This window comes from Mycobacterium sp. MMS18-G62 (assembly GCF_053877835.1).
In genome coordinates this window covers 199,164-222,794 of record NZ_CM132662.1, presented here as the reverse complement: position 1 = coordinate 222,794, position 23,631 = coordinate 199,164, and the positions used below count along the sequence as shown (strand labels likewise).

At 66.8% G+C, this 23,631-nt stretch carries 24 protein-coding genes and 1 pseudogene; 14 read left to right on the top strand and 11 right to left on the bottom strand.

Going from position 1 to position 23,631, the window contains the following annotated elements:
- Positions 1 to 318: 318 nt before the first annotated feature.
- Positions 319 to 1,296, bottom strand: coding sequence for a 2,3,4,5-tetrahydropyridine-2,6-dicarboxylate N-succinyltransferase (gene dapD / locus ACWW36_RS01050; protein ID WP_456139773.1), 978 nt, complete (start codon positions 1,294 to 1,296; stop codon positions 319 to 321).
- Position 1,297: 1 nt separating this feature from the next.
- Between dapD and dapE the strand changes: the two genes are divergently transcribed.
- The 5 genes and pseudogenes from dapE to ACWW36_RS01025 all read left to right on the top strand — a co-directional run bounded on the left by dapE (position 1,298) and on the right by ACWW36_RS01025 (position 5,926).
- Positions 1,298 to 2,365 (top strand): succinyl-diaminopimelate desuccinylase, encoded by a 1,068-nt coding sequence (gene dapE / locus ACWW36_RS01045; protein ID WP_456139772.1) that lies wholly within the window; start codon positions 1,298 to 1,300, stop codon positions 2,363 to 2,365.
- Positions 2,366 to 2,443: 78 nt separating this feature from the next.
- Positions 2,444 to 2,938 (top strand): annotated as a pseudogene (locus tag ACWW36_RS01040) (ATP-binding cassette domain-containing protein); the annotation flags it as partial.
- A 111-nt stretch (positions 2,939 to 3,049) separates the two neighbouring features.
- Positions 3,050 to 4,006 (top strand): ATP-binding cassette domain-containing protein, encoded by a 957-nt coding sequence (locus ACWW36_RS01035; RefSeq protein WP_456142322.1) that lies wholly within the window; start codon positions 3,050 to 3,052, stop codon positions 4,004 to 4,006.
- Between the two features lie 66 nt (positions 4,007 to 4,072).
- Entirely contained in the window at positions 4,073 to 5,206 is a 1,134-nt protein-coding gene (locus ACWW36_RS01030) for a hypothetical protein (protein ID WP_456139771.1), read from the top strand.
- An 18-nt stretch (positions 5,207 to 5,224) separates the two neighbouring features.
- Positions 5,225 to 5,926, top strand: a complete 702-nt coding sequence (locus tag ACWW36_RS01025) for a hypothetical protein (RefSeq protein ID WP_456139770.1) — start codon at positions 5,225 to 5,227, stop codon at positions 5,924 to 5,926.
- Here ACWW36_RS01025 and ACWW36_RS01020 read toward each other — a convergent pair whose 3' ends face one another.
- On the bottom strand, positions 5,927 to 6,721 hold the full coding sequence (locus tag ACWW36_RS01020; RefSeq protein ID WP_456139769.1) for an ESX-1 secretion-associated protein: 795 nt from the start codon (positions 6,719 to 6,721) through the stop codon (positions 5,927 to 5,929).
- Between the two features lie 76 nt (positions 6,722 to 6,797).
- Positions 6,798 to 8,873 (bottom strand): AAA family ATPase, encoded by a 2,076-nt coding sequence (locus tag ACWW36_RS01015; protein ID WP_456139768.1) that lies wholly within the window; start codon positions 8,871 to 8,873, stop codon positions 6,798 to 6,800.
- Between the two features lie 29 nt (positions 8,874 to 8,902).
- Between ACWW36_RS01015 and ACWW36_RS01010 the strand changes: the two genes are divergently transcribed.
- The 7 genes from ACWW36_RS01010 to ACWW36_RS00980 all read left to right on the top strand — a co-directional run bounded on the left by ACWW36_RS01010 (position 8,903) and on the right by ACWW36_RS00980 (position 14,472).
- Entirely contained in the window at positions 8,903 to 9,463 is a 561-nt protein-coding gene (locus ACWW36_RS01010) for an LOG family protein (RefSeq protein WP_456139767.1), read from the top strand.
- A gap of 52 nt (positions 9,464 to 9,515) precedes the next feature.
- The gene (gene fadD6 / locus ACWW36_RS01005; RefSeq protein ID WP_456139766.1) at positions 9,516 to 11,321 is read left to right on the top strand and encodes a long-chain-acyl-CoA synthetase FadD6; all 1,806 of its coding nucleotides are present in this window, start codon (positions 9,516 to 9,518) and stop codon (positions 11,319 to 11,321) included.
- A 120-nt stretch (positions 11,322 to 11,441) separates the two neighbouring features.
- Positions 11,442 to 12,266, top strand: coding sequence for a dihydropteroate synthase (folP, locus tag ACWW36_RS01000; RefSeq protein ID WP_456142321.1), 825 nt, complete (start codon positions 11,442 to 11,444; stop codon positions 12,264 to 12,266).
- Positions 12,263 to 13,207: a glucosyl-3-phosphoglycerate synthase gene (locus ACWW36_RS00995; protein ID WP_456139765.1), complete on the top strand. Its 945-nt coding sequence runs from the start codon at positions 12,263 to 12,265 to the stop codon at positions 13,205 to 13,207. Before folP ends, ACWW36_RS00995 begins: the two co-directional genes overlap by 4 nt.
- A gap of 33 nt (positions 13,208 to 13,240) precedes the next feature.
- Positions 13,241 to 13,615, top strand: a complete 375-nt coding sequence (locus ACWW36_RS00990) for a DivIVA domain-containing protein (RefSeq protein WP_456139764.1) — start codon at positions 13,241 to 13,243, stop codon at positions 13,613 to 13,615.
- Complete coding sequence (locus ACWW36_RS00985) at positions 13,612 to 14,211, top strand: DNA-3-methyladenine glycosylase I (protein WP_456139763.1); 600 nt, start codon at positions 13,612 to 13,614, stop codon at positions 14,209 to 14,211. The genes ACWW36_RS00990 and ACWW36_RS00985 overlap by 4 nt, the downstream gene beginning before the upstream one ends.
- Before the next feature lie 93 nt (positions 14,212 to 14,304).
- Positions 14,305 to 14,472 (top strand): DUF3117 domain-containing protein, encoded by a 168-nt coding sequence (locus ACWW36_RS00980; RefSeq protein ID WP_003931055.1) that lies wholly within the window; start codon positions 14,305 to 14,307, stop codon positions 14,470 to 14,472.
- A gap of 6 nt (positions 14,473 to 14,478) precedes the next feature.
- On the opposite strand, the gene glgA is transcribed toward ACWW36_RS00980, so the two are convergent.
- The gene (gene glgA / locus ACWW36_RS00975; RefSeq protein WP_456139762.1) at positions 14,479 to 15,642 is read right to left on the bottom strand and encodes a glycogen synthase; all 1,164 of its coding nucleotides are present in this window, start codon (positions 15,640 to 15,642) and stop codon (positions 14,479 to 14,481) included.
- Positions 15,643 to 15,767: 125 nt separating this feature from the next.
- Here glgA and glgC point away from each other — a divergent pair, with 125 nt between their 5' ends.
- A complete protein-coding gene (glgC, locus tag ACWW36_RS00970; protein ID WP_456139761.1) occupies positions 15,768 to 16,982 on the top strand; it encodes a glucose-1-phosphate adenylyltransferase in 1,215 nt (404 codons plus the stop codon).
- Positions 16,983 to 17,028: 46 nt separating this feature from the next.
- Here the strand turns inward: glgC and ACWW36_RS00965 are convergent, their stop codons facing one another.
- Together ACWW36_RS00965 and ACWW36_RS00960 are read right to left on the bottom strand one after the other, a co-directional pair.
- Positions 17,029 to 17,619: a DUF4126 domain-containing protein gene (locus ACWW36_RS00965; RefSeq protein ID WP_456139760.1), complete on the bottom strand. Its 591-nt coding sequence runs from the start codon at positions 17,617 to 17,619 to the stop codon at positions 17,029 to 17,031.
- Positions 17,620 to 17,629: 10 nt separating this feature from the next.
- The gene (locus tag ACWW36_RS00960) at positions 17,630 to 18,481 is read right to left on the bottom strand and encodes a sigma-70 family RNA polymerase sigma factor (RefSeq protein WP_456139759.1); all 852 of its coding nucleotides are present in this window, start codon (positions 18,479 to 18,481) and stop codon (positions 17,630 to 17,632) included.
- Between the two features lie 91 nt (positions 18,482 to 18,572).
- Here ACWW36_RS00960 and ACWW36_RS00955 point away from each other — a divergent pair, with 91 nt between their 5' ends.
- Positions 18,573 to 18,974, top strand: a complete 402-nt coding sequence (locus tag ACWW36_RS00955; protein ID WP_456139758.1) for a hypothetical protein — start codon at positions 18,573 to 18,575, stop codon at positions 18,972 to 18,974.
- Here ACWW36_RS00955 and ACWW36_RS00950 read toward each other — a convergent pair.
- Genes ACWW36_RS00950 through ACWW36_RS00930 form a run of 5 tightly spaced genes read right to left on the bottom strand, consistent with a single transcriptional unit; the run spans position 18,947 to position 23,540 of the window.
- Entirely contained in the window at positions 18,947 to 19,621 is a 675-nt protein-coding gene (locus ACWW36_RS00950; protein WP_456139757.1) for a methyltransferase family protein, read from the bottom strand. The two genes, ACWW36_RS00955 and ACWW36_RS00950, sit on opposite strands and share 28 nt — an antisense overlap.
- Before the next feature lie 10 nt (positions 19,622 to 19,631).
- Positions 19,632 to 20,306, bottom strand: coding sequence for a methyltransferase family protein (locus ACWW36_RS00945; protein ID WP_456139756.1), 675 nt, complete (start codon positions 20,304 to 20,306; stop codon positions 19,632 to 19,634).
- A 12-nt stretch (positions 20,307 to 20,318) separates the two neighbouring features.
- Positions 20,319 to 21,944, bottom strand: coding sequence for an ABC transporter permease (locus tag ACWW36_RS00940; RefSeq protein WP_456139755.1), 1,626 nt, complete (start codon positions 21,942 to 21,944; stop codon positions 20,319 to 20,321).
- On the bottom strand, positions 21,944 to 22,885 hold the full coding sequence (locus tag ACWW36_RS00935; RefSeq protein WP_456139754.1) for an ABC transporter ATP-binding protein: 942 nt from the start codon (positions 22,883 to 22,885) through the stop codon (positions 21,944 to 21,946). The genes ACWW36_RS00940 and ACWW36_RS00935 overlap by 1 nt, the downstream gene beginning before the upstream one ends.
- A complete protein-coding gene (locus ACWW36_RS00930) occupies positions 22,848 to 23,540 on the bottom strand; it encodes a TetR family transcriptional regulator (protein ID WP_456139753.1) in 693 nt (230 codons plus the stop codon). The genes ACWW36_RS00935 and ACWW36_RS00930 overlap by 38 nt, the downstream gene beginning before the upstream one ends.
- Positions 23,541 to 23,631 lie beyond the last annotated feature (91 nt).

Sequence of the window (23,631 nt, the reverse complement as noted above, 5' to 3'; positions counted from 1 at the left end):
GATGGTGTGTCCCGACCGTTCTGGGCGGCAATGTAATGCCATCGCACGCGGGTCGTGATGTCGTGATGGTGGCGTCGGCACCTCGATAATCGGCGGTCAACCGGTAATCGGTTTCGGCGGCGGCATGCGGTCGTGGCAGGGCGCTCTCTCGGACGTCCGTTGTCGTTGGAATCCAATGATCTCCGGGTTGGTTCGACCGGTGCCTCAGTTGAAATCCAGCGCGGCGGGTTGATGACCCGCGCGAGCGTGCGCAAACTTCGGAAATTTGACGGCGTGTCGCCCGCAGACAAGCACGCTCGCGGGGGAGGACGGGGCGGGCTAGTTCTGGTGCAGGGCCTCGTTGAGCGTGATGCCACTGCCGTCACGCTTCACCACCTCGACCGCCCCGGTCAATGAATTGCGCCGGAACAGAAGGTTATCGGCACCGGAGAGTTCACGCGCCTTGACGGTCTGGCCGTCGGCGGTCTGCACCTTAGTCCCCGCAGTCACATACAGCCCCGCCTCGACGACGCAGTCGTCGCCAAGCGAAATGCCAAGGCCCGCATTGGCGCCCAGAAGACAGCCCTTGCCCACGGAGATGATCTCCTTGCCGCCCCCGGACAGCGTGCCCATGATCGACGCGCCTCCGCCGATATCCGAGCCGTCGCCGACGACCACGCCCGCCGAGATACGGCCCTCCACCATCGAGCTGCCCAGTGTGCCCGCGTTGAAGTTGACGAATCCCTCGTGCATCACGGTGGTGCCCGACGCCAGATGCGCGCCGAGCCGCACGCGGTCGGCGTCGGCGACCCGCACGCCTGACGGCACCACGTAGTCGACCATCCGCGGGAACTTGTCGATCCCGTAGACCGTCACCGGCCCACGTCGGCGCAGCCGAGCCCGCACCGTCTCGAAGCCGTCCACGGCACACGGGCCGAAATTCGTCCACACCACGTTGGTCAGCACGCCGAAGAACCCGTCGGCGTTCAGGCCGTGCGGTTGGACCAACCGATGCGACAGCAGGTGCAGCCGCAGATATGCGTCGTACGCGTCAGTGGCCTTGTCCTCCAACGACGCGATCGTCGTGCGTACCGCCACCGTCTCGACGTCGCGGTCGTGGTCGCGGCCCGTCAGGTCAGCCAGCTCAGGCGGCACCTCGGCGACCGACAGCCGCACGGTGCCCGATGGGCCGTCGGCGTCCAGCTCGGGAGCGGGAAACCACGTATCGAGTACAGATCCGTCGGCGGCGATGGTCGCCAGCCCGACGCCAGAAGCAGAAGTCACGGTCCAAAACCGTACTCGACTAGCCTCAAGCATTGTGGGCCTGGATTTGGGCGACGATCCGATCGCGCTGACCGCGGCGCTGGTGGACATCCCCAGCGAGTCGCGGAACGAGCAGCGCATCGCCGACGAGATCGAGGCCGCGCTGCGCGCCCAGGCCGGCGGTTTCGAGGTGGTCCGCAACGGCAACGCGGTGCTGGCCCGCACCAACCTCGGTCGGTCCTCGCGCGTCCTGCTGGCCGGTCACACCGACACCGTGCCCGCCGCGGACAATCTGCCCAGCCGCCTCGAAGGCGCCGAACTCCACGGTTGCGGCACATCGGACATGAAGTCCGGGGACGCGGTCTTCCTGCACCTGGCCGCGACGATCGCCGAACCCGCGCACGACATCACGCTGGTGATGTACGACTGCGAAGAAATCGAATCCGCCGCGAACGGGTTGGGCCGCATCGAACGTGAGCTGCCCGACTGGCTGCACGCCGACGTCGCGATCCTCGGCGAACCGTCCGGTGGCTACATCGAAGCCGGTTGTCAAGGCACGCTGCGCGTCGTCGTCAGCGCTGACGGCACCCGTGCCCACTCCGCACGTTCATGGTTGGGCGACAACGCAATTCACAAACTCGGCGACGTGCTCGCCCGGTTGAAGGCCTATCGGCCGCGCGACGTCGACATCGACGGCTGCGTCTATCGCGAGGGGCTGTCGGCTGTGCGCATCGACGGCGGGGTGGCCGGCAACGTCATCCCCGATGCGGCATCGGTGACGGTGAACTTCCGGTTCGCGCCTGACCGCAGTCCAGAACAAGCTCTGCAACACGTCCATGAGGTATTCGACGGGCTTGGTGTGCACATCGAACTGACTGACGCCGCCGCGGGCGCGCTACCCGGGTTGTCCAAGCCCGCCGCCGCCGCGCTCGTGCAGGCCGCCGGTGGCCAGGTGCGCGCCAAGTACGGATGGACCGACGTCGCACGCTTCGCCGCACTGGGAATCCCGGCAGTCAACTACGGGCCCGGCGACCCGAACCTCGCGCACCGCGCCGACGAGCGCGTCGAGACGGCCAAGATCACGGCCGCGACGGACATGTTGCGGCGATATTTAACCGGTTGACGACGCACCTACGCTGAAGCCATGCGGTGAGACCCGGACCTCGCGTTCCCCGTCGTCTATGCACGAGAGATCTCTCGCATGTCTTCCATCGTTTGTTCCAATCTGTCGTTCGCCTGGCCCGATGACACGCATGTGTTCGAGGACCTGTCATTCACTGTCGGTGACGGACGTACCGGCCTCGTCGCGCCCAACGGCGCCGGAAAGAGCACTCTGCTCAAGCTGATTGCCGGCGATTACCGCCCGACCGCGGGCTCGGTCACCGTCGACGGCACGATCGGGTACCTGCCCCAAACACTTCCGTTCGTCGCCGAGCGAACCGTCGCCGACGTCCTCGGTGTCGTCTCGACCATCGACGCGCTCGCTGCGCTCGCGGCGGGCGACGCCGGCGAGCACATATTCGCCGCGATCGGCGACGACTGGGATATCGAGGAACGTACGGGCGCGCAACTGGATCGGCTCGGCCTCGGCCACATCGCCCTCGACCGACGGCTCGGCTCACTGTCCGGTGGTGAAGTGGTGTCGCTCGGCCTGGCGGCGCAACTGCTCAAGCGTCCGAATGTGCTTCTGCTCGACGAGCCCACCAACAACCTCGACGCCGACGCCCGTCACAAGCTCTACGGCGCGCTCGGCGATTTCACCGGATGCCTGCTGCTGGTCAGTCATGACCGTGTGCTGCTCGACAAGATGGACCGCATCGCCGAACTGCACCGCGGCGAAATCCATTTCTACGGAGGCAATTTCACGCTCTATGAGCAGGCGGTTGGCGAGGCCCAGCGGGTCGCGGAGAACAACGTCCGCACAGCCGAGCAACAACTGAAACGCGAGAAGCGTCAACGCCAACAGGCGCGCGAGCGGGCAGCGAGGCGTTCGGCCACCGCCGCCCGAAACGTCAAGGACGCAGGCCTGCCGAAGATCGTCGCGGGCGCGCTCAAGCGCAGCGCCCAGGAGGCGGCGGGCCGAGCCGATGACGTTCACGCCGCGCGGGTGGCCGACGCGAGGACGCGGCTCGACGACGCTGAGCGCACACTTCGCGACGACGACGTGATCGCGCTAGAGCTACCAGACACGCAGGTGCCCGCCGGGCGAACGCTGTTCGCCGCAGAAGGTTTGACCGTCGCGGGCCTCTTCGAAGGCATTGACCTGACCGTTCGCGGACCCGAACGCATCGCGCTCACCGGACCGAACGGCGCGGGAAAGTCCACGCTGCTGCGGATCATCAGCGGAGCAGACGGCCGAATCGCCTATCTCTCACAGCGGCTCGACCTGCTCGACGACCATCGCACTGTGGCCGAGAGCCTCGCCACGTTCGCCCCCAGCCTGTCCGAGACCCGCCGCATGCACCTGCTGGCCCGATTCCTGTTCAGCGGCAGCCGAATTCACCTGCCGATCGGTGCGCTGTCCGGTGGTGAACGGCTGCGCGCCACGCTTGCGTGTGTGCTCTACGCCGAACCGGCGCCTCAGCTGCTGTTGCTCGACGAGCCGACGAACAATCTGGATCTCGTCAGCGTCGGCCAGCTCGCATCCGCATTGAATGCGTACGAGGGCGCGTTCGTCGTCGTCAGCCATGACGAGCGATTCCTCGCCGAGATCGGCATCCAGCGCCGCCTCCGGCTATCGGAGGGTCGGCTCGAGTCGACGTAGTCGGCCCTGATCGGCGACTCGATTAGCGGACCGACAGCTATGGCGAGCACGGTAAATTTGGTTGTCATGGCAATAGAGCCCGATCCGAGCCCGTACGGCTCACAGACGGTGACGGGTCCCGGCTGGCCGAACGTCGACGAGGAGATGCTGGCCGAGGCGGCCGCGACGTATGAGGCGCTGGCCGCGAAAATCACCGGATCGATCGTGCCCCAGCAGCAGGCCCAGATGATGAAGCTCTCCGACCAATGGGAGGGCGTCGGGTCGTTGGCGGCCACCGGCGAGGCGACCACGATCATCGGCGGCCACGAGGCCAACGCCGCCCACGCGGCAGCGATCGCGATGAAGCTGCGCGCGATGGAGGCCACCGTCGTCAAGGCCAAGATGCTGGCAAACACGATCGCGCAGGAGGTCCAGCATGAGTGCGAGGCCATCGCGGCGATGCCGTTCAGCAACGCCCAGGAGCTGGTGCAGAGCCGCATCAAGATGGGGTTGTCCCAGAACATCGCCAACGTGACGGCCCACACGACTGAACTTGCCAACACCCTCGCCGTGCCCCCGAGCATCCCGTTCGCCGGCGCTGCCCCGTCGGTTCCCGGCGGGAAAGAAGCGAAAGACAGCTCTGAGGAGGCCGCGAAACAAGCTGGTGGCGGATCGCAGCAGGCCATGCAGATGATGGGCCAGATGGCATCGATGGCCGCGCAGATCCCCATGCAGCTCGGCCAGGCGGTGATGGCTGTGCCGCAGCAGATGGGCCAGCAGCTGCAGCAGTTGTCGCAGCCGCTGCAACAGCTGATGTCGACGTTCGGCTCCGGGGGCAAGGCGGATTCACTGGGAGCCGCCGGCCTGCCGTTCTCCTCGTTCTCGAACCATCCGCTCGCGGGCGGCTCGGGTGCGGGCGGTGGCTCGGGTCTGGTGAAGGCGGCGTCGCTGCCCGGGTCCGGCGGAACGCCGCTGCAGACATCACAGATGTCAAAACTCACGGGCACGAAGGCGGTGAGCACTGCGCCGCCCGAGGGCGCGATGGCCGGGTCCACCGCCACTGGCGGGGTCGCCCCGACGTCCGCGGGAATGGGCGGAATGGGCGGCATGGCGCCCCATATGGGTCAGCGCGGCGAAAGCGGTGGCACGGCTGCCAGCCTGGCGGTGCCCGCGCCGCTCGAACACGATCTCGATGAAGGCGACGACGACGATGACTGGTGACGACAGGGGAGACGCGCAATGAGCATGCCACTGAGGAAGCCCGAGGGGATCAGCTGGAATGCGGCCTCTATCGAGCTTCCTGAGATACCGACGATCCAGCCGGGCCAGGACGCGTTGAGCTCGACCATCGCGGCGGTGCTCCCGACACTGGCGGCTGAGCTCACCGCCAACGTGGCGACGCTGTCAGCGAAGGAGAACATGTTCTCCGGGAAGCTGGGAGCTGCGCAGGCGGCATATCAGAACTCCGACGACTCCGGCTCGCAGTCCGTCGGCCAGATCGTCGGCATGCTCGGACAGGTCGGCCAGCAAGCCGGTCAGATGGGGCAGATGGCAGGTGCGCCGATGCAGGCGCTCGGCGGGCAGACCGGCATGTTCGGTTCGCTGATGCAACAGGCCATGCAAGGGGCTCACGGCGGCGGGGCCGGAGGCCAGTCGTCGGGCGGTGCGGCTGGCGGTGCCGGCGCAGTTGGCGGTGCCGGTGTGGCCGGCGTAGTTGGCCAACCGCAAGAGCGCGAGGACGCCGTGCCGGAGCAGCCCGCAGCCCAAGATCAACCCACCGAACACGAGGAGCGCGAAACGCCGCGGCACGAAGAGCGTGAGCCGCTGCATCGCGCCGACGACCGGACACTGTTCGGGCCCTCTAGCGACGGGCAGCGCGGCGCGGCTCCCGTGACGCCGCCTGCACAACCGCGCGGCGACGATCTCGGCCGTCGGCTCTAACTAGTCGGCCGGACGCGTCTGGGCCCGCTCTGCGCGAGGCGGTGCCGGCGCTGGCGCGGGCCCAGTCTGCGCGGAGGCGCCGGGGGCAGCGCCGTCGGCGTGCTTTCGCGGGGTCTGCTCGCGACGCTCCTCGGGTTTCTCCGACGTCGGCTCTTTCGGGCGGTCGTCCTGACGCTCGCCCCCGAGGCGCTCGGCCCCGGCCTTGGCAGCCGACGACTGACCTGCCTGCGCAGCCTGCTGAACGCCCTGCATGATCTGCTGCGGTATCTGGCCCAGCCCTTGGGCGATGGCTCCCAACGGCTGCATAACCGCTTGAGCCATCTGGGCAGCCTGCTGCCCGACCTGGCCGAATATCTGCCCCATCGATTCGGCGCCACCGCCACTACCGCTTCCGCTGGTGCCCGCGGCGCTTGCAGGGGTGCCGGCCGAGGAGGAACCAGCCGGCGAGCCCGGTGCGCCTTGGCCACCCTGTTTTCCTTCGAGCGCCTCTGCGGCCGCCTTCAGCTTCTCGGCGCCCTGCTGATCGCCCTGTTCGTACATCTCGGCGGCCTTCTGGAGTAGCTCCGAGATCGTGCTGCCGGACGTCGCGGTGGTCTGCAACGTGCCCTGCCGCGCGCCGAGCACATTGCTCAATGCGGTACTGACCGCGGAGGCTATCGCCCCGTGACTGGTCTGCACGCCCGCCGCTTCGGGTGCCGCCGCGCCCATCACCTGCGATAGGCCGGCCACCACCTCGTCGTGGATCTGCGCGATCGACCGCACGCCGTCTGTATGCACGAATAGCGGATCGGACATGTCACTTCCCTTGGGTTAGCTGTCGCGCCTCAATCCTATGGCCGCACTGGCGATGGTCCGCGCATGAACTTTGCGGTCAGTTCTCGGCCTGCGCCGCGGCGTCGGCCGCCGACCGCTTCATCCCGATCGCGTCGAAGCGTGTGGCCACGTCACGCAGCGCCTCGGCGTCGCGCCGCATTACGGCCCGCGCGTGCTCAAGCGCCAATTGCCCAAAGGCGCAATCGATTTCGCCCGTCAACCGAGCGATACCGTCGGCTGCTCGGAGGTCGCCGAGCCGAGCCGCGTCGTGCAGCGCGCGCAGCGCGACGGCGAACTGCCCACCGCGTTCGGCGCTGCGCGCAGCATCGCGGGCGGCCGCGACCGCCCCGTGCGGGTCTCGCCGCGCCGACATCGTCCATGCGCGCGCGAGCGCCAGTTCGGGCGCGAACATCATCGACTTCAATCCGTGCCGAGATTCGGCCCGCGACAACACCTTTCCCGCTTCGACCGTTTCTCCGAGCTGGCCGAGCGCCTGCGCGAGCAGCATCAATGCCAGCGGCCCCCACGAATACCCGGTGGGCGCCAATGCTGCTGCGGCACCGCGCAACAGCCCGACGGCCGCATCGAGTTCGCCTTTGGCGATCAACACGTCAGCCACCAACACCTCACCGATCGCGCGGCCGGGCTGTTGCAGCTGAGCGAAGTCCGTCAGCTGCTGCCCAAGAGTTTGCGCCCGGTCCGGCTCGCCGGCCATCAGCAGCGCCGTCGTCTGGCCGAATCCGCTGGTGAACCGGAGCAAGCCCGGCTGACCCGCGGAGATCGCCCGCTCGGCCAGCGCGTCGACGTTGGCGAACCGGCCCATTCGCGCCGAGCTCAACGCTGCGGCCGCCGCCGCCCACCCGACCGCGGTTTCGTCGGCCGACGGCGATGCCAGCACCTCGTCGGCGATCTCCAATGCCCGGCCCATGTTGCCGGCGTTCATCGCGAACATGGCCGACAACGCATCCAGCGTGGTTTGCGCGCCCGGCGACGACACCCGATTGCGGGTCGCCCGCAGAAATGCGGTGGCGCGTTCCGGCTCGGACAGCATCCAGAACTGGTTGGCCGCCCGCGGCAACGCCCACGCCATCAGCTCCGTCTCCGACAGCGAAGCCGGATCCACGCCGGCCAGCACCTCGTCGGCGTCCCGGCCGCAGCCCTGCCACGCCAACGCGTAGGCCAGCGTCTGGCGGGCCGTCAAACCGCCACCCCGCTCGACCGCCGCGCGGCCCAGCCGTTCACTGAGCGCCAAATCGCCCAGCCGCAGCGCTTCTTCGGCCGCCGCGACGACGTCCGACACCGGTTGCGGCCGGTCGCTGTCCAGTGCCAGCACCGCCAGCCGCAGCTGATCGATCACGTCACGGGGGGCCGACGCGGCCAGTCGCTGCACCAGTTCGGTGCGCAGCCGGCGCAGCTCCGGCCCGCCGAGCGCGTCGCGAACCGCGTCGACGAACAGCGGATGCGCGGGCCGGACCGTGTCGCCTTCCACGACGATCACGCCCGACGACTCGGCCTCCGCGACGGCATCGCCCACCACTGCCGACAGGTCGGCTCGCGGCACAGGATTTTCGACGGCCAGGTACTCCAGCACCCGATGCACGGGCCCAGGCAGCGTCGACACGAACTGCTCGACCAGCGTCGCGACCCGGCTGTTGTCATGGTTCGGCGGCTCGACGTCGATCCGTGTCAGCAGGCCGTCACGCCACAGGGCCGAAATCTCCTCGGGGACAGGGCATCCCGCGGCGACCGTCACGATGAGCTTGGCCGCCCCGCTGACGGCCAGCTGGTAGACCAGTGAGGCGGACAACGTGTCCAACACGTGGGCGTCGTCGACGACCAGCAGTCGCCCGTCGCCCAACGATTCACGAGCCGTCCGCAACACCGCGGCGGTCCTGCCCGTCGTCGGCACGTCGAGCAGATGGCCGAAAGCCGCGAAGGGAACCGCCGGAGCGGTCGCCATCGCCCAGTCGACGCGGCCGAACGTGGCGCCGAACCGTTGCGCCGCGATCCGCGCGATCGTCGTCTTACCCACACCCGCGGGTCCGATGAGGACCGCGCCTGCGCGGTCGCGTAAGCCTGATTCGATCAGTTCGAGTGCCGGTTCGGGCGGTGCGGTCACCCAGTCGACAGGCACCGCCGGAGTCTATGGCTAGGTTTGTGCGCGTGTCCGGAAAAACCGACCGCGACTGGGCGGTGTGTGTGTACTGCGCGTCGGGCCCCACTCACCCGGAGCTGCTGGAGCTGGCCGCACAAGTAGGTGAAGCGATCGCGCAACGGGGCTGGACGCTCGTGTCCGGCGGCGGCAACGTCTCGGCGATGGGCGCGTTGGCGACTTCTGCCCGCGCGCGTGGTGGACGCACCGTCGGCGTCATCCCCAAGGCCTTGGTGCATCGTGAGGTCGCCGACACCGATGCCGACGAGCTCGTCGTCGTTGACACCATGCGTGAGCGCAAGCAGGTGATGGAAGACCGGGCCGACGCGTTCATCGCGCTGCCGGGCGGCATCGGCACCCTCGAGGAATTCTTCGAAGCCTGGACAGCTGGCTATTTGGGTATGCATGACAAGCCGGTGGTGATGCTCGACCCGATGGGGCATTACGACGGCCTGCTGGCGTGGCTGTACGGGCTCATCGACAGCGGGTACGTCGCCCAGGGCGCACTGGACCGGCTGGTCGTGGTGGATGACGTCGATGCGGCAATGGCGGTCTGCTCTCCGACCGGGTGATCGTGATCACTAGGGTGTTGCGACAAACGAACAGTGGAGGGGACAAGCGGCGATGAGTGACGAGAATTCGGGGACCCGCGGCAGCGTCGGGCTGTTGGACATCGCCAGCCATGTGCCGGGGCTGCTGATGGATGCGCCGACGATCCTGCGCGGCGTCATCACTGGATTCGGAGCCCGCCCGACGGCCAAGACCTCCATCGGCAAGGTGTTCCAGGACCGTGCGGCCCAATACGCCGACAAGGTGTTCATCAAGTTCGGCGACGAGCGGATCACCTACCGCGAGGCCAACGAGACAGCCAACCGTTATGCCGCAGTGCTGGCCGCCCGTGGCGTCGGCCATGGTGACGTCGTCGGCATCATGTTGCGCAACTCGCCCGACTCGGTCCTTCTGATGCTGGCCACCGTCAAATGCGGGGCGATCGCCGGGATGCTGAACTACCACCAGCGCGGCGACGTCCTCAAGCACAGCTTCGGGTTGCTCGGCGCGAAGGCCGTCGTCGCCGAAACCGACATGATCGAGGCGATCAACGACAGCGGCGCCGACACCACCGGCTTGATGACCGTCGACGAGCTGCGGCGCCTGGCGGCCACCGCGCCCACCGGCAATCCGGCGACGACGGCGGCGGTCCTCGCGAAAGACAAGGCGTTCTACATCTTCACGTCGGGCACCACCGGCATGCCCAAGGCCAGCGTGATGACGCACTACCGGTGGCTGCGGGCCCTTGCCGGCTTCGGCGGCCTCGGCATGCGTCTGAACAGCCACGACACGCTGTACTGCTGCCTGCCGCTCTACCACAACAACGCGTTGACGGTTGCGTTGTCCTCGGTGCTGAATTCCGGCGCGACGCTGGCGCTCGGCAAGTCGTTCTCCGCGTCGAAGTTCTGGGATGACGTGATGCGCTACGACGCGACCGCGTTCATCTACATCGGTGAGATCTGTGCGTATCTGCTCAACCAGCCGCCGAAGGACACCGACCGCAAGAACAAGGTGAGGGTGATCGCCGGCAACGGGCTGCGGCCGTCGATCTGGGACGAGTTCACCGAACGCTTCGGCATCGAGCGGGTGTGCGAGTTCTATGCGGCCAGCGAAGGCAACACGGCGTTCGTCAACGTGCTGAACCTCGACAAGACCACCGGGATCTGCCCGACGCCCGTCGCATTCGTTCAGTACGACGGCGAAAGCGGCGAACCGCTGCGTGACGAGAACGGCCGCGTCAAGAAGGTGAAGAACGGCGAGCCCGGGCTGCTGTTGTCGAAGGTGAGCAGCTTCCAGCCATTCGACGGCTACACGGACAAGAAGGAATCTGAAAAGAAGTTGGTGCGCAACGCTTTTCGTGACGGTGACGTCTGGTTCAACACCGGCGACCTGATGCGCTCGCAGGGCTTCGGGCATGCGGCCTTCACCGACCGGCTCGGCGACACGTTCCGGTGGAAGGGCGAAAACGTCGCCACCACCGAAGTGGAGGCCGCGATTTCCACCGACCCTCAGGTCGAGGAGGCGACGGTGTTCGGCGTCGAGGTGCCCGGCACCGGCGGGCGTGCGGGCATGGCGGCCATCCACCTCAAGGAGGGCGAGAAGTTCGACGGCAAGTCGCTGGCCAAGGCTGCCTACGAGCGGCTGCCCGGCTACGCGGTGCCTTTGTTCGTGCGGATCGTCAAGGAGCTGGCGCACACGTCGACGTTCAAGAGCCAGAAGGTGGACCTGCGCAAGGAGGGCTACGGCGCTGGCGACGACGTCGACATCGAGGACCCGATCTACGTGCTGTCAGGCCGCGACGAGGGCTACGTCGAGTTCTACGACGACTACCCCGAGGAAGTGAAGGCCGGCAAGAAACCCAAGGGCTCGGTGATCGACTGAGTTCTGTGCACCAACCCGCGCTGAGCGCGGGTAACTGCACACAAGTCGCAGGCCCGTAGCCTGGAGGGCGTGTTGTCGACGTTCTGCGGCCGCCCGGTGGCCGGTGATCGCGCGCTGATCATGGCGATCGTGAACCGGACACCGGATTCGTTCTACGACCGCGGCGCCACCTTCACGGACGAGGCCGCGAAGTCGGCGGCGCATCGGGTGATCGAAGAGGGCGCCGACGTCGTCGACATCGGCGGCGTGAAGGCGGGCCCAGGGGATTCCGTCGACGTCGACGAGGAGATCGCTCGCGTCGTGCCGTTCATCGAATGGCTGCGTGGCGCCTACCCTGACCAGCTGATCAGCGTCGACACCTGGCGCGCTCAAGTGGCCAAACAGGCCTGCGCGGCCGGCGCCGACCTGATCAACGACACCTGGGGCGGACACGACCCCGGTCTGCCCGAAGTCGCCGCGGAATTCGGGGCCGGGCTGGTGTGCTCGCACACCGGCGGCGCGACGCCACGGACGCGACCGTTTCGGGTCAACTACGGCATCACCGAACGCGGTGTCGTCGACGACGTGATCGCCGAGGTGACCGCAGCGGCCGAGCGTGCGGTGGCCGTCGGCGTCTCCAAAGACGCGGTGTTAATTGACCCGACACACGATTTCGGCAAAAACACTTATCACGGTCTTAGTTTGTTGCGCCACGTAAAAGACCTTGTTAACACTGGATGGCCCGTCCTGATGGCGCTGAGCAACAAAGATTTCGTCGGGGAAACTCTGGGTGTGGGTCTGACCGAACGCCTGGAGGGCACCTTGGCGGCGACGGCCATCGCCGCGGCCGAGGGTGCCGCGATGTTCCGGGTGCATGAAGTCGGGCCCACGCGACGCGTGCTGGACATGGTCGCGTCGATCCAGGGCGTGCGTCCGCCGACGCGCACGGTGAGGGGACTGGCATGACACTGACACCCGAGTTGCCCGGAACGGACGTCGTCATCGGGAGATGGCTGACCGATCACAGCTGGAACCGGCCGTCGTGGACCATCGCCGAGCTCGAGTCCGCCAAGGCCGGACGCACCATCTCCGTGGTGTTGCCCGCGCTCAACGAGGAAGACACGGTCGGCAGCGTCGTCGAGACCATCACCCCGCTGCTCGGCGGCCTGGTCGACGAGCTCATCGTGCTGGACTCCGGCTCCACCGACGACACCGAGATCCGTGCGCTCGCCGCGGGCGCGCGGGTGATCAGCCGTGAGGTCGCGCTGCCTGAGGTCGAGCCGCAGCCCGGCAAGGGCGAGGTGTTGTGGCGCTCGCTGGCCGCCGCCACGGGCGACATCATCGTGTTCGTCGACTCCGACCTGATCGACCCCGACCCGATGTTCGTCCCCAAACTCGTCGGTCCGCTGCTGACCACCGACGGCGTGCATCTGGTCAAGGGGTTCTACCGGCGGCCGCTGAAGGTCAGCGGCAGCGAGGACGCCAATGGCGGCGGCCGGGTCACCGAGCTCGTCGCGCGCCCGCTGCTGGCGTCGCTGCGGCCGGAGCTGAGCTGCATCATGCAGCCCCTTGGCGGCGAATACGCCGGCACCCGTGAGCTGCTGACGTCGGTGCCGTTCGCGCCTGCCTACGGCGTCGAGATCGGTCTGCTGGTCGACACGTACGACCGCCTCGGCCTGGATGCGATCGCGCAGGTCAACCTCGGCGTGCGGACCCACCGCAATCGCCCGCTGACCGAGCTGGCGTCCATGAGCCGTCAGGTCATCGCCACGCTCCTGTCCCGCTGCGGCGTCCCGGACTCCGGCGTCGCGCTGACGCAGTTCTTCGCCGACGGCGACGACTACACGCCGCGGACCTCCTCGGTGTCGCTGGACGACCGTCCGCCGATGAACACGCTGCGCGGTTAGCCCCTTGTCGGCGCCGTCGGGCAATATCGAGGCGTGACCCTGGTTCTGCTGTACCTGGTAGTGCTGATCCTGGTGGCCATCGTGCTGTTCGCACTGGGCAGCGTGCTGTTCGGTCGCGGTGAGCCGTTGCCGCCGCTGCCGCGCGCCACCACCGCCACCGTGTTGCCGGCCTCGGGCGTGACCGGGGACGACGTCGAATCGGTCAAGTTCACCCAGACGCTGCGCGGCTACAAGACCAGCGAAGTGGACTGGGTGCTCGACCGGCTGGGCCAGGAGCTCGACCTGCTGCGCGGCCAGCTCGCGGCCGTGCGGGCCGCCTACGGCGTTGACGACGAGCAGGACGAGCCCGGCGAGCCCGTCGAGGGCGGTGCGCACGCGCTCGCCTCGGAAGAAAACGACGACTCATGACCGACGACGGACGCGTCCGGTGTGCATGGATCGACGAATCACGTTTAGCGCCAGCTGATTTCATCCTCTACCGGGACTACCACGACACCGAGTGGGGCCGGCCGCTGCGTGACTCGGCCGCGCTGTTCGAGCGGATCAGCCTCGAGGCGTTTCAAAGCGGACTGTCATGGCTGATCATCCTGCGTAAGCGGGAGAACTTCCGTCGCGCGTTCCACCGTTTCGACGTCGAGCGCATCGCCCGTTACACCGACAAGGACATCGCCCGGCTGATGGCCGACACCGGGATCGTGCGCAACCGCGCGAAGGTCGAGGCCACCATCGCCAATGCTCGTGCCGTCGCGGATCTCGACGTGGACCTGGCCGAGCTGTTGTGGTCGTTCGCCCCGGCGCCGCGGCCGCGGCCCGCCGACATGTCCCATGTTCCGGCGGTCACGCCCGAGTCGACCGCGATGGCCAAGGAACTCAAGCGCCGAGGCTTCCGATTCGTCGGCCCGACGACCGCGTACGCGTTGATGCAGGCGACCGGAATGGTCGACGACCACACCGCGGGCTGCTGGGTTCCTGCCACCACGAAGGCGCCGTCACGACGCCCTTAGCCGGGTCTTTGCACACCGAACCGCGCGGATAGGGAACAATAGGGAGAAGATCACTAGCCCGACGCGGGCCAGCTCATGTGGAGGGAGCACTCGATGGCGGCCATGAAGCCCCGGACCGGCGACGGTCCACTGGAAGCAACCAAGGAGGGGCGCGGCATCGTGATGCGGGTACCACTGGAAGGCGGTGGCCGACTCGTCGTCGAACTCACCCCCGAAGAAGCGGCTGCCCTCGGCGACGAACTCAAGGGCGTCACCAGCTAGTACCGACTACGAGCACACCTTCCGGTAGATCTCCAAGGTCTGCTCGGCAATATGAGCCCAGGAAAACTCCTGGATACAACGCTGCCGGCCGGCTTGGCCGTATCGGCGCGCCTTCTCCGGCTCGGCCACCAGTGAATTGACCGCCTCGGCCAGCCTTCGTTCGAAGAACGCCGCATCACTCGGGTCGTAGTGCACAAGCAGCCCGGTTTGATGGTCGGCCACCACCTCCGGAATGCCGCCGACATCGCTCGCCACCACGGCCGTCGCGCATGCCATCGCCTCGAGGTTCACGATTCCCAGCGGCTCGTACACCGACGGGCATACGAAAACCGTTGCTGCCGACAGTATTTCGCGAATTTTGCCGATCGGCAGCATCTCGCGCACCCAGAACACGCCGGTGCGCGCGCGGGCCAGTTCCTGCACCGCCGACGTCACCTCGGCCGCGATCTCGGGAGTGTCCGGTGCGCCCGCGCACAACACGAGCTGGATCTCGGGGGCGAAATAGTGAGCGGCCGCGACCAGATGCGCGACGCCTTTCTGCCGGGTGATCCGCCCGACGAACGCAACGATCGGACGGGACAGGTCGACACCGAGTTCTTCGAGCACCGAATCGCCGTGTTCGGGTTGGACCGGATACCAGACGTCGGTGTCGATCCCGTTGCGCACCACGTGCACTCGGTTCGGATCCAGCGCCGGGTAGGTCTTGAGCACGTCGTCGCGCATGCCCGAGCTGACCGCGATCACCGCGTCGGCGGCCTCGACCGCGGTCTTCTCGACCCACGACGACACCCGATACCCACCCCCGAGTTGCTCGGCCTTCCACGGCCGCATCGGCTCGAGCGAATGCGCGGTCAGCACGTGAGGGATGCCGTACAGCAGCGCGGCCAGGTGGCCCGCCAGCCCGGTGTACCAGGTGTGCGAATGCACGACCGTGGCGGCCGACGCTCCGTTGACCATGTTCAGATCCGCCGACAGCGTCGACAGCGCCGCGTTGGCGCCCTTCAGGGCGGCATCGGGCTGCGCGACGATCACACCGGGCCGCGGCGCCCCCATGCAGTGCACGTCGACCTCGCATAGATGCTTCAGTTGCGCGACAAGCTCGGTGACATGCACGCCCGCGCCGCCGTAGACCTCGGGTGGATATTCCCGAGTCATCATCGCCACCCGCATGCTTACGACGGTAGTGTCCGTTGCCCGCCGCCGCAGCTGTGTTTTGAACGTCGCAGGCGCCAAATAGCTTGACGTACATGGCGCGAATGCTGGCCCTGGTGCACGGCTCCGGATAGGTTTGGATCATGCGGGAATTGCCACACGTGCTGGGCATCGTCCTGGCGGGCGGCGAGGGCAAACGGCTTTATCCGCTGACGGCGGACCGGGCCAAACCCGCTGTTCCCTTCGGCGGCGCCTACCGGCTCATCGACTTCGTCCTGTCCAATCTCGTCAATGCCCGATACCTTCGAATCTGCGTACTGACCCAATACAAATCGCATTCGCTGGACCGTCACATTTCGCAGAACTGGCGGCTATCGGGGCTTGCCGGCGAGTACATCACGCCGGTGCCCGCCCAGCAGCGGCTCGGCCCGCGCTGGTACACCGGTTCGGCCGACGCCATCTACCAGTCGCTGAACCTGATCTACGACGAGGACCCCGACTACATCGTCGTATTCGGCGCCGACCACGTTTACCGCATGGACCCCGAGCAGATGGTCCAGTTCCACATCGAGAGCGGCGCAGGCGCGACCGTCGCGGGTATCCGGGTGCCCCGCGCCGAGGCCACCGCCTTCGGCTGCATCGACTCCGACGAATCGGGCCGCATCCGCAGCTTCGTCGAGAAGCCGGCTGACCCGCCAGGGACGCCCGACGATCCGGAGCAGACGTTCGCGTCGATGGGCAACTACATCTTCACCACGAAGGTGCTCATCGACGCGATCCGCGCCGACGCGGACGACGACGACTCCGATCACGACATGGGCGGCGACATCATCCCGCGGCTGGTCTCCGACGGGATGGCCGCGGTCTACGACTTCAGCAACAACGAGGTGCCCGGCGCCACCGAACGCGATCACGGCTACTGGCGCGACGTCGGGACGCTCGACGCGTTTTACGACGCACACATGGACCTGGTGTCGGTTCACCCGGTGTTCAACCTCTACAACAAGCGCTGGCCGATCCGCGGTGAGTCGGAGAACCTGGCGCCGGCGAAATTCGTCAACGGCGGCTCAGCCCAGGAATCGGTGGTGGGGGCCGGCAGCATCATTTCGGCTGCGTCCGTTCGCAATTCAGTGCTGTCGTCCAACGTGGTGGTCGACGACGGCGCGATCGTCGAGGGCAGTGTGATCATGCCCGGCACACGGGTGGGCCGCGGCGCTGTGGTGCGCCACGCGATCCTGGACAAGAACGTCGTCGTGGGCCCCGGCGAGATGGTCGGTGTCGACCTGGAGAAGGACCGCGAGCGGTTTGCGATCAGTGCCGGGGGAGTGGTCGCGGTCGGCAAGGGCGTCTGGATTTAAGCGCGAGCAGACGCAAAGTGCTCCATTTTCCCGGCGTGTCGGGTCTTTATGCGTCTGCTCGCGCTTGACGGCGGCGCCGGCGGCGCACGATCCTCACGACGGCCCACACCATGGCGACGACGGCGACCAACACCAGCACCGGGATCAGGATCGCGAGGAAAACCAGTACGACGCTGACCACGTCCTCGATCGTCGACAGCACCGGCGCGGCCATGCCGGCAGTGGCGACATTGGCCGCAGGCCGCACCGTCGATTTCGTCAGCGACACCACCAGCGCGACGACCACACCGATGACGACAGGAATCCATTGACCCGACTGGGCGAACGCACCGGGATCGGTGACCGCCGACGTCTGCGCCGCTGTGCCCGAACCGAATACGATTCCGCCCGCCGTCGGCCGCACGAACGTCTGAACGGTGTCGTTGACGGTGTCGAGCGCCGGCACCTTGTCCGCGACGACCTCCACGACGAGCAGCACGGCGACGATCGTCATCACCCAGCCGTTCTCCAGCCACGCCCAGGCGTGCGGCAGCGAGACCAGGTCGGTGAAGCGGGCCAGCAGGCCGAGTGCCAGCAGCGGGATGTACGCGTTCAGGCCTGCCGCCGTGGCAAGGCCCAAGCCGGTCAGCAGTTCCATATCTGCATTATCAGTCGAGCAACGCCAGATCGAACCCGCGCAGCGCTTGCGGATCAGCGACGATGTCGATCTCAACGATCTTGTCGGCGGCGACCTTGAAGCGCAGCACGATCGACAGCTGCCCGTGAGGCGCGACGACGATCCCGACGGCGCCGTCGATGAGCGCGGGCTCGGCAAAGCGTGCGTTGGCCGAGAACATCCGTGCGTTGGCGGCCACCACTCGCGCACCTCGGATGGTTCGCGGCGCTCCGGCCGCCGCGGCGTCGACGTGAAGTACGACATCGCTATCCAAAAGCGTCAGCAGCGAATCGAAGTCGCCGTCGCGCGCCGCCGCCAGGAAAGCATCGACGAGGCGGCGTTGCTGGATGAAATCGGTTGCCTGGTCCGGCGTTTTACCACGGACACGGCGACGGGCGCGCGACGCCAGCTGTGCCGCAGTGTTTTCCGAGCGGCCGACGATCGGCGCGATTTCGGAGTACGGCAGGTCGAACATGTCGTGCAGGACGAACGCCAGCCGCTCCGCCGGTGACAGGGTCTGCAGGATCACGAGCAGCGCCACACCGATCGAGTCGGCAAGCTCCGCCTCGGCTTGCGGGTCGACCGCCTCTGGTGCAGCGATAGCAGGCGCGACCTCGAGCGGCTCTTCGGATCGCGTGCTGCGGGCGCGCAGCATGTCCAAACAGATGCGCGCGACGACGGTGGTCAGCCAGCCGCCGACATTGCGGACGTCGCTGATGTCGGCGCGGTCCATCCGCAGCCACGCCTCTTGCACGGCGTCGTCGGCCTCGGTCAGTGAGCCGAGCATCCGGTAGGCGACCGCCCGCAGGTGTTGGCGGTGCTGTTCGAACGACTCTGCCTGCACCCGCACACCTCCTTCCCGTCATACTCCGCTCTTTCACCACGTCATCTCTATGACGGTTGACTGTGTGTCGTTATGACAGGAAGGGGATGACATGAGGATGCTTCAAGCGGTTTTCGTCGTGCACGGACTGATAACCCTGGCCGGCGCCGTCGTGCTGACTGCATTCCCGACCGCTATCCCGTCGTTGGTGGGAATCACCATCGAGCGATCGGATTACCTGCTGGTCTACCTGGTCGCCGCGGCCGAACTGGCCGTCGCCGTGCTGTCATTCGGTGCCACCCGCATCACTGACCTAGCTGCCCTACGGCTGATCGTGACGACTTTCGTGACGCTGCATCTGGCCAGCGGCGTGCTCGACGTCGTCTACATCAGCTTGACGAAGGCCGACGGCACGATGATCGCCAACACCGTCCTGCGCTTCACCGTCGTGGTGGTGTTCGTGGTCGTGTGGCAGGCGGCCCGGCGTCACCACACACCAGGCACCAACCGATAGCGCACCTTCTCCGCGTACTCGCCGTACCCGTCGAGATCCTGCCGGAGCATCTTCTCCTCGTCGTCGATTCGCATCGCAAGCACCGCCAGGCTGGGCACGACGGTGAGCAGTGCCCAATAGGAGTCGAGCGCAAGGGGCATGCCCACCATCATGATCACCGCGCCGACGTACATCGGGTGCCGCACAACGCCGTACAGACCCGTCGAGATCACGGGTTGCTTCTCCTCGACCGTGATGGTGGCGGCGGCGTAGTTGTTCTGGTTGACGACCAGCATCGACATGCCGAGGCCAACGGCAACCAGAACGTCGCCGACGATGACGAGCCATATCGGCACGCTCGACCAACCGAAACGGTGATCGAGGGCACTGACGACCAGCATCGCCGCGATCATCGTGAAGATGCCGACGGTGGCCACCTTCTGAGCGGTTCTCGTCTCGGCGAGCGGTCCGGAATGCATACGGCGCCGCAGAACCTCGGGCTTGCGCAGCCCCCAGTACATCGTCGGGGCGAACGACACCACGGTGAAGACGGCGATGAAAACCCATGCCTGCCAATAGTCGAACGTGCCCGCGGGCCAGAACAGCAACGCGCCGAAGAACAGCAACCCTGACAGGCTCGCCGCAACCGCTTGAATCAACAGCTTCACGATTCCTCCCTCACCAGACGTACGGCACCAGCCGGTAGTGCACTCGCTGCTCGTATTCGCGGTAGCCGGCCAGCTCCTGCCGCAGCACGTTCTCCTCGTCGCGGATCCTCACGGCAAGTACGGCGAGGCCCAGGATCACGAAGAGCAGAGCCCAATACGAGCCCAGCGCGAGTGGGATGCCGATCATCAGCACCACGTTCCCGAAGTACATCGGGTGGCGCACAAGCGCGTACAGACCCGTCGACACCAACTCCTGCCCGGACTCGACGGTGATGTTGGCCGAGGCATAGCCGTTCTGGATCGTCGTGAGCATTGCGATACCGAGCCCGACCGCCACCAGCACATCGCCCGCCACTGAGATCGCCGCGGGCACCGAGGAGCAGCCGAAGCGAAAGTCCAACGCGCTGACCACGATCGTGGCGCCCATCGACAGGAACGCCACCGAGATGATGACCTTCTGCAACGGCCTGGACTCCGCCGCCGGACCGGCCTGCATCCGCCGCTTGAGAGCCGCCGGGTTCTTCACTGCGAGGTAGAGGCTGGGGATCGTCGTGGCCGCGGCGAACACCGCGATGAACGCCCATCCCCGCCAGTAGTCGAAGGTGCCCGCCGGCCAGAACACCAGCAGCCCGAACGCTACGACGCCGATGAGTCCCGACGTCATTGCCTGCAAAGCAATCTTCATGTCCCTCGCCTCCTACAGCGCGTCCCGACGGCGGTAGATCCACCCGGCGAGCAGTGCCAGCGCCGCGGCCGCGAGCGCCATCACGACGAGCGCGATGACGGGCACACTCGACGGCACGGTGGTCCGCCCGACCGGCGACAGGTCGATCAGCCATCGGGGCAATCGCAAGAGCGCCCCCAGATATAGCGACACCACGACGAAAGTGACTGCGAGCCAACCGATCCACGTCCGCCGCAGCGCCACGGCCAGCGCAGCGATACCGGCCATGACCGCCATCGCAGGCACGTACGCCAAGCCTGCCAGCGTCAACCGCACGACGGTGTCTGCCTGACCGAGCGTGATGCCCGCACCGAGCCCATTGCCCAGGCCCGCGACGAACATCAGCACGACCGAGCCCACCAGTGCCGACGCCACTGCCGTGAGCAACCACTTCCAACGCGACACCGCACCGGCCAGCACCGCCTCGCCTAGTCCGGACTCCTCGTCGCTGAATACCCGCAACACAGCGCTGACGACGTACGCGGTGGCCGCGGCGGCGAGGAACTGCGTCAGCGTGGTGTACACGCCGTCGTTGCCCTGCGCCTCGAGTACCCGGGCGAGCAGTTCGTTGCCCTTGGCCGCGTCGAGCAGCGACTTGGTCATCGAACCAAAAGCCAAGCCCGCCAAGAACAGTCCGACGGTCCACCCGATCGTCTGGCCGCGTTGAAGCGTCAGGTGCAGGCCGAAGACGCCGCGAATCGGATGCGCGTTCGGGCTTTCACCGGTCGACGGGATGGTGCCGTCATCGTACTGGCGCCGGCTTTCGAGGATCGCCGCCAGCGCCATCAGCCCGATGGTCAGGACCACCAGCAGTGCGAACGGCCACCACCGCAGGTCGACGAATGAGCGCATCTGCTGAGCCCACGCGATGGGGGAGAACCAGCTCAGGGCGCTGCCGGAATTCTTGATGACGTCGCCGATTCCGCGGATCAGCGCGGCCAGTGCCAGCGCGCCCATGGCCGCACCGGTCGCGGCGCGCGCCTGCCGCCACAGCTGAGCGGTGACCGCGGCGACCGCGCCGAACACCGTGGCCACGCCGGTGATGCCAAGGCACATCGCGGCGGTGTCCACCACCGCGAAGCCCGTCGACGCCATCGCCAACGTCATCGTCACCGCGAGAATCGCGTTCACTCCACCGACGACCACCAGCGCTGCCGAGGTGCGGGCGTACCGGCCCACCACCGACGACAACACCAATTCCGCTGCGCCGCTTTCCTCCTCGGCGCGAGTGTGGCGGATGACAGTGAGGATCGACAGGATCGACGCCGCGACGATCAGCGTGAGCATCAGCTCGTTGGCCATCATCACGCCAAGGTCGGTCTCGCGGATGCCGAACGTCGGTCCGCCCATGATGATTCCGGCGGGCGTCTTGAGCAGGTTCACCCTGGCCTGCCGCTGCGTCTCTTCGGGATACGCCAGCTTCACCGCATTCGGCGCGTACACCATCATCAGCGTGAGCACGGCGATCCACACCGACAGCCGGACGCGATCGCGCCGCAACGCCAGCCTGACAAGGCCGCCGAGGCCGGTCCACGGCGAGCCGGCGGGTGCGGCTTCATGCCGGCCGGCTTCCCGTTCGACGGTGGCGGTGCCGGACATCAGCTCACCCCCTGATACTCGCGAAGGAACAGGTCTTCGAGCGACGCCGGCGTCACCGTAAGCTCCTGGATGCCCAGATCGGTGAGGTGTTCCATGGTGAAGTCCAGATCGTTGCGGTCCACCGAGAACCGGACCTGGCCGTTGTCGGCGTTGAAGTCGTGTACGTACGGAAGCTCCTGCAGCGACTTGCCGTCGCCGCGTGTGCGCACTGTGACCGTGGTGCGCATCAAGTGCCGCAGTTCATCGAGTGTGCCGGACTTCACCGCTCGGCCGGCGCGGATGATCGTGACCTTGTCGCAGAGCTTCTCCACCTCGGCCAGGATGTGGCTGGACAGCAGCACCGCCGCGCCGCTGCCTGCGACCTCCTCGACACAGGTCTGAAACGCCTTCTCCATCAATGGGTCCAGCCCCGATGTCGGTTCGTCGAGGATATAGAGCTCGGCGTTGGTGGAGAAGGCGGCGACGATGGCCACCTTCTGGCGGTTGCCCTTCGAGTACGTGCGGGCTTTCTTGTGCGGGTCGAGTTCGAACCGATCGATCAGCTCGTCACGACGGCGCGTGTCGACGCCGTTGCCGCGCAGGCGGGCCAAGAAATCGATGGCCTGCAGCCCGGTGAGATTCGGCCACAACGTGACATCGCCTGGCACATAAGCGATCCTGCGATGCAGTTCCACCGCGTCGCGCCAAGGATCACCGCCGAGCAGCCGAGTGCTTCCTCCGTCGGCGCGAAGCAGCCCGAGCAGAACGCGGAGGGTCGTCGACTTGCCCGCGCCATTCGGGCCGAGGAAGCCGGTGATATCACCCGGTGCGACTGTCAGGTCGAGGCCGTCGAGCGCTTTGGTTCGGCCGAACGACTTTGACAGACCCCGGATTTCGACAGCGAGTTGCGACCTTTCGGTCGTGTCAAAGCGCTTCGGGTACCCGTTTGTTTGAGCCGTCATCGCCATCTCCTTGTCCTGTTAAAGGAATGCCCTTTTCACGTGCTTCGAGGAATGCGTCGTACATCGTCGAATCGGTCATCAAGCCTTCGGTGTAGAGCTCGAGGGCAGGCAGCACCATCTCTTCGCCGTAGTCGCGCAGGACGGCACGCAGATCGGTTGGGGTGTCGTGCATTTGCACGTAGAGGAAGAATGCACCGCCGCCCGTCATGCCGAGAAACTTTGCGCGAGCCCGCGGATCGCGGCTTGGCTTGAGCAGGCCGTTGCGTACCCCTTCTTCGAGGTATTCTTCGGCGTTGTCGATCATTTTCTGCCACAGCATCTTTGCGAGATCGGTGCCGGTCTGCATGCTGCGGAACAGGTAGGCCATCATCGGCGCGTACGACTCCATCTCCGCAATCTGGGCGAACCAGTCGGCGGGGTCTTTGGTCTGTAGCGACGCCGACTTGCCGGTGCGGATCTCCTCGGCGATGTAGTCGTCGCACGCCTTGCGCAGCCCGTCTTTGGACCCGAAATGGTGGATCACCAATGCGGCGCTGACACCGGCGGCTTCGGCGATGCTCCGCAGCCCGACGTTGAAGCCGTGCTGTCCCCATTGGTCGATCGCGGCATCGCGGATCCGGGCGATGGCCGTGCGATCGTCTGCGGCTGAACGCATGTTCAATACACTAAACACGCGTTTAGTGCGTGGTCAAGGACCTTGCCGTAAAGGATTCGTAAAGATGGCGCCGCGCGATTTGAGTGAACGG

Coding starts and splice junctions, on each gene's coding strand:
- ACWW36_RS00995 (WP_456139765.1), top strand. CDS start 12,263: ATGACACTGACACCCGAGTTGCCCGGAACGGACGTCGTCATCGGGAGA.
- ACWW36_RS00965 (WP_456139760.1), bottom strand. CDS start 17,619: ATGGAACTGCTGACCGGCTTGGGCCTTGCCACGGCGGCAGGCCTGAAC.
- ACWW36_RS00935 (WP_456139754.1), bottom strand. CDS start 22,885: ATGACGGCTCAAACAAACGGGTACCCGAAGCGCTTTGACACGACCGAA.
- ACWW36_RS01035 (WP_456142322.1), top strand. CDS start 3,050: ATGGACCGCATCGCCGAACTGCACCGCGGCGAAATCCATTTCTACGGA.
- glgA (WP_456139762.1), bottom strand. CDS start 15,642: ATGCGGGTGGCGATGATGACTCGGGAATATCCACCCGAGGTCTACGGC.
- ACWW36_RS00945 (WP_456139756.1), bottom strand. CDS start 20,306: ATGAAGATTGCTTTGCAGGCAATGACGTCGGGACTCATCGGCGTCGTA.
- ACWW36_RS00955 (WP_456139758.1), top strand. CDS start 18,573: ATGAGGATGCTTCAAGCGGTTTTCGTCGTGCACGGACTGATAACCCTG.
- ACWW36_RS00980 (WP_003931055.1), top strand. CDS start 14,305: ATGGCGGCCATGAAGCCCCGGACCGGCGACGGTCCACTGGAAGCAACC.
- fadD6 (WP_456139766.1), top strand. CDS start 9,516: ATGAGTGACGAGAATTCGGGGACCCGCGGCAGCGTCGGGCTGTTGGAC.
- ACWW36_RS00985 (WP_456139763.1), top strand. CDS start 13,612: ATGACCGACGACGGACGCGTCCGGTGTGCATGGATCGACGAATCACGT.
- ACWW36_RS00930 (WP_456139753.1), bottom strand. CDS start 23,540: ATGCGTTCAGCCGCAGACGATCGCACGGCCATCGCCCGGATCCGCGAT.
- ACWW36_RS00940 (WP_456139755.1), bottom strand. CDS start 21,944: ATGTCCGGCACCGCCACCGTCGAACGGGAAGCCGGCCGGCATGAAGCC.
- ACWW36_RS01030 (WP_456139771.1), top strand. CDS start 4,073: ATGGCAATAGAGCCCGATCCGAGCCCGTACGGCTCACAGACGGTGACG.
- glgC (WP_456139761.1), top strand. CDS start 15,768: ATGCGGGAATTGCCACACGTGCTGGGCATCGTCCTGGCGGGCGGCGAG.
- ACWW36_RS01020 (WP_456139769.1), bottom strand. CDS start 6,721: ATGTCCGATCCGCTATTCGTGCATACAGACGGCGTGCGGTCGATCGCG.
- folP (WP_456142321.1), top strand. CDS start 11,442: ATGGCGATCGTGAACCGGACACCGGATTCGTTCTACGACCGCGGCGCC.
- dapD (WP_456139773.1), bottom strand. CDS start 1,296: ATGCTTGAGGCTAGTCGAGTACGGTTTTGGACCGTGACTTCTGCTTCT.
- ACWW36_RS01025 (WP_456139770.1), top strand. CDS start 5,225: ATGAGCATGCCACTGAGGAAGCCCGAGGGGATCAGCTGGAATGCGGCC.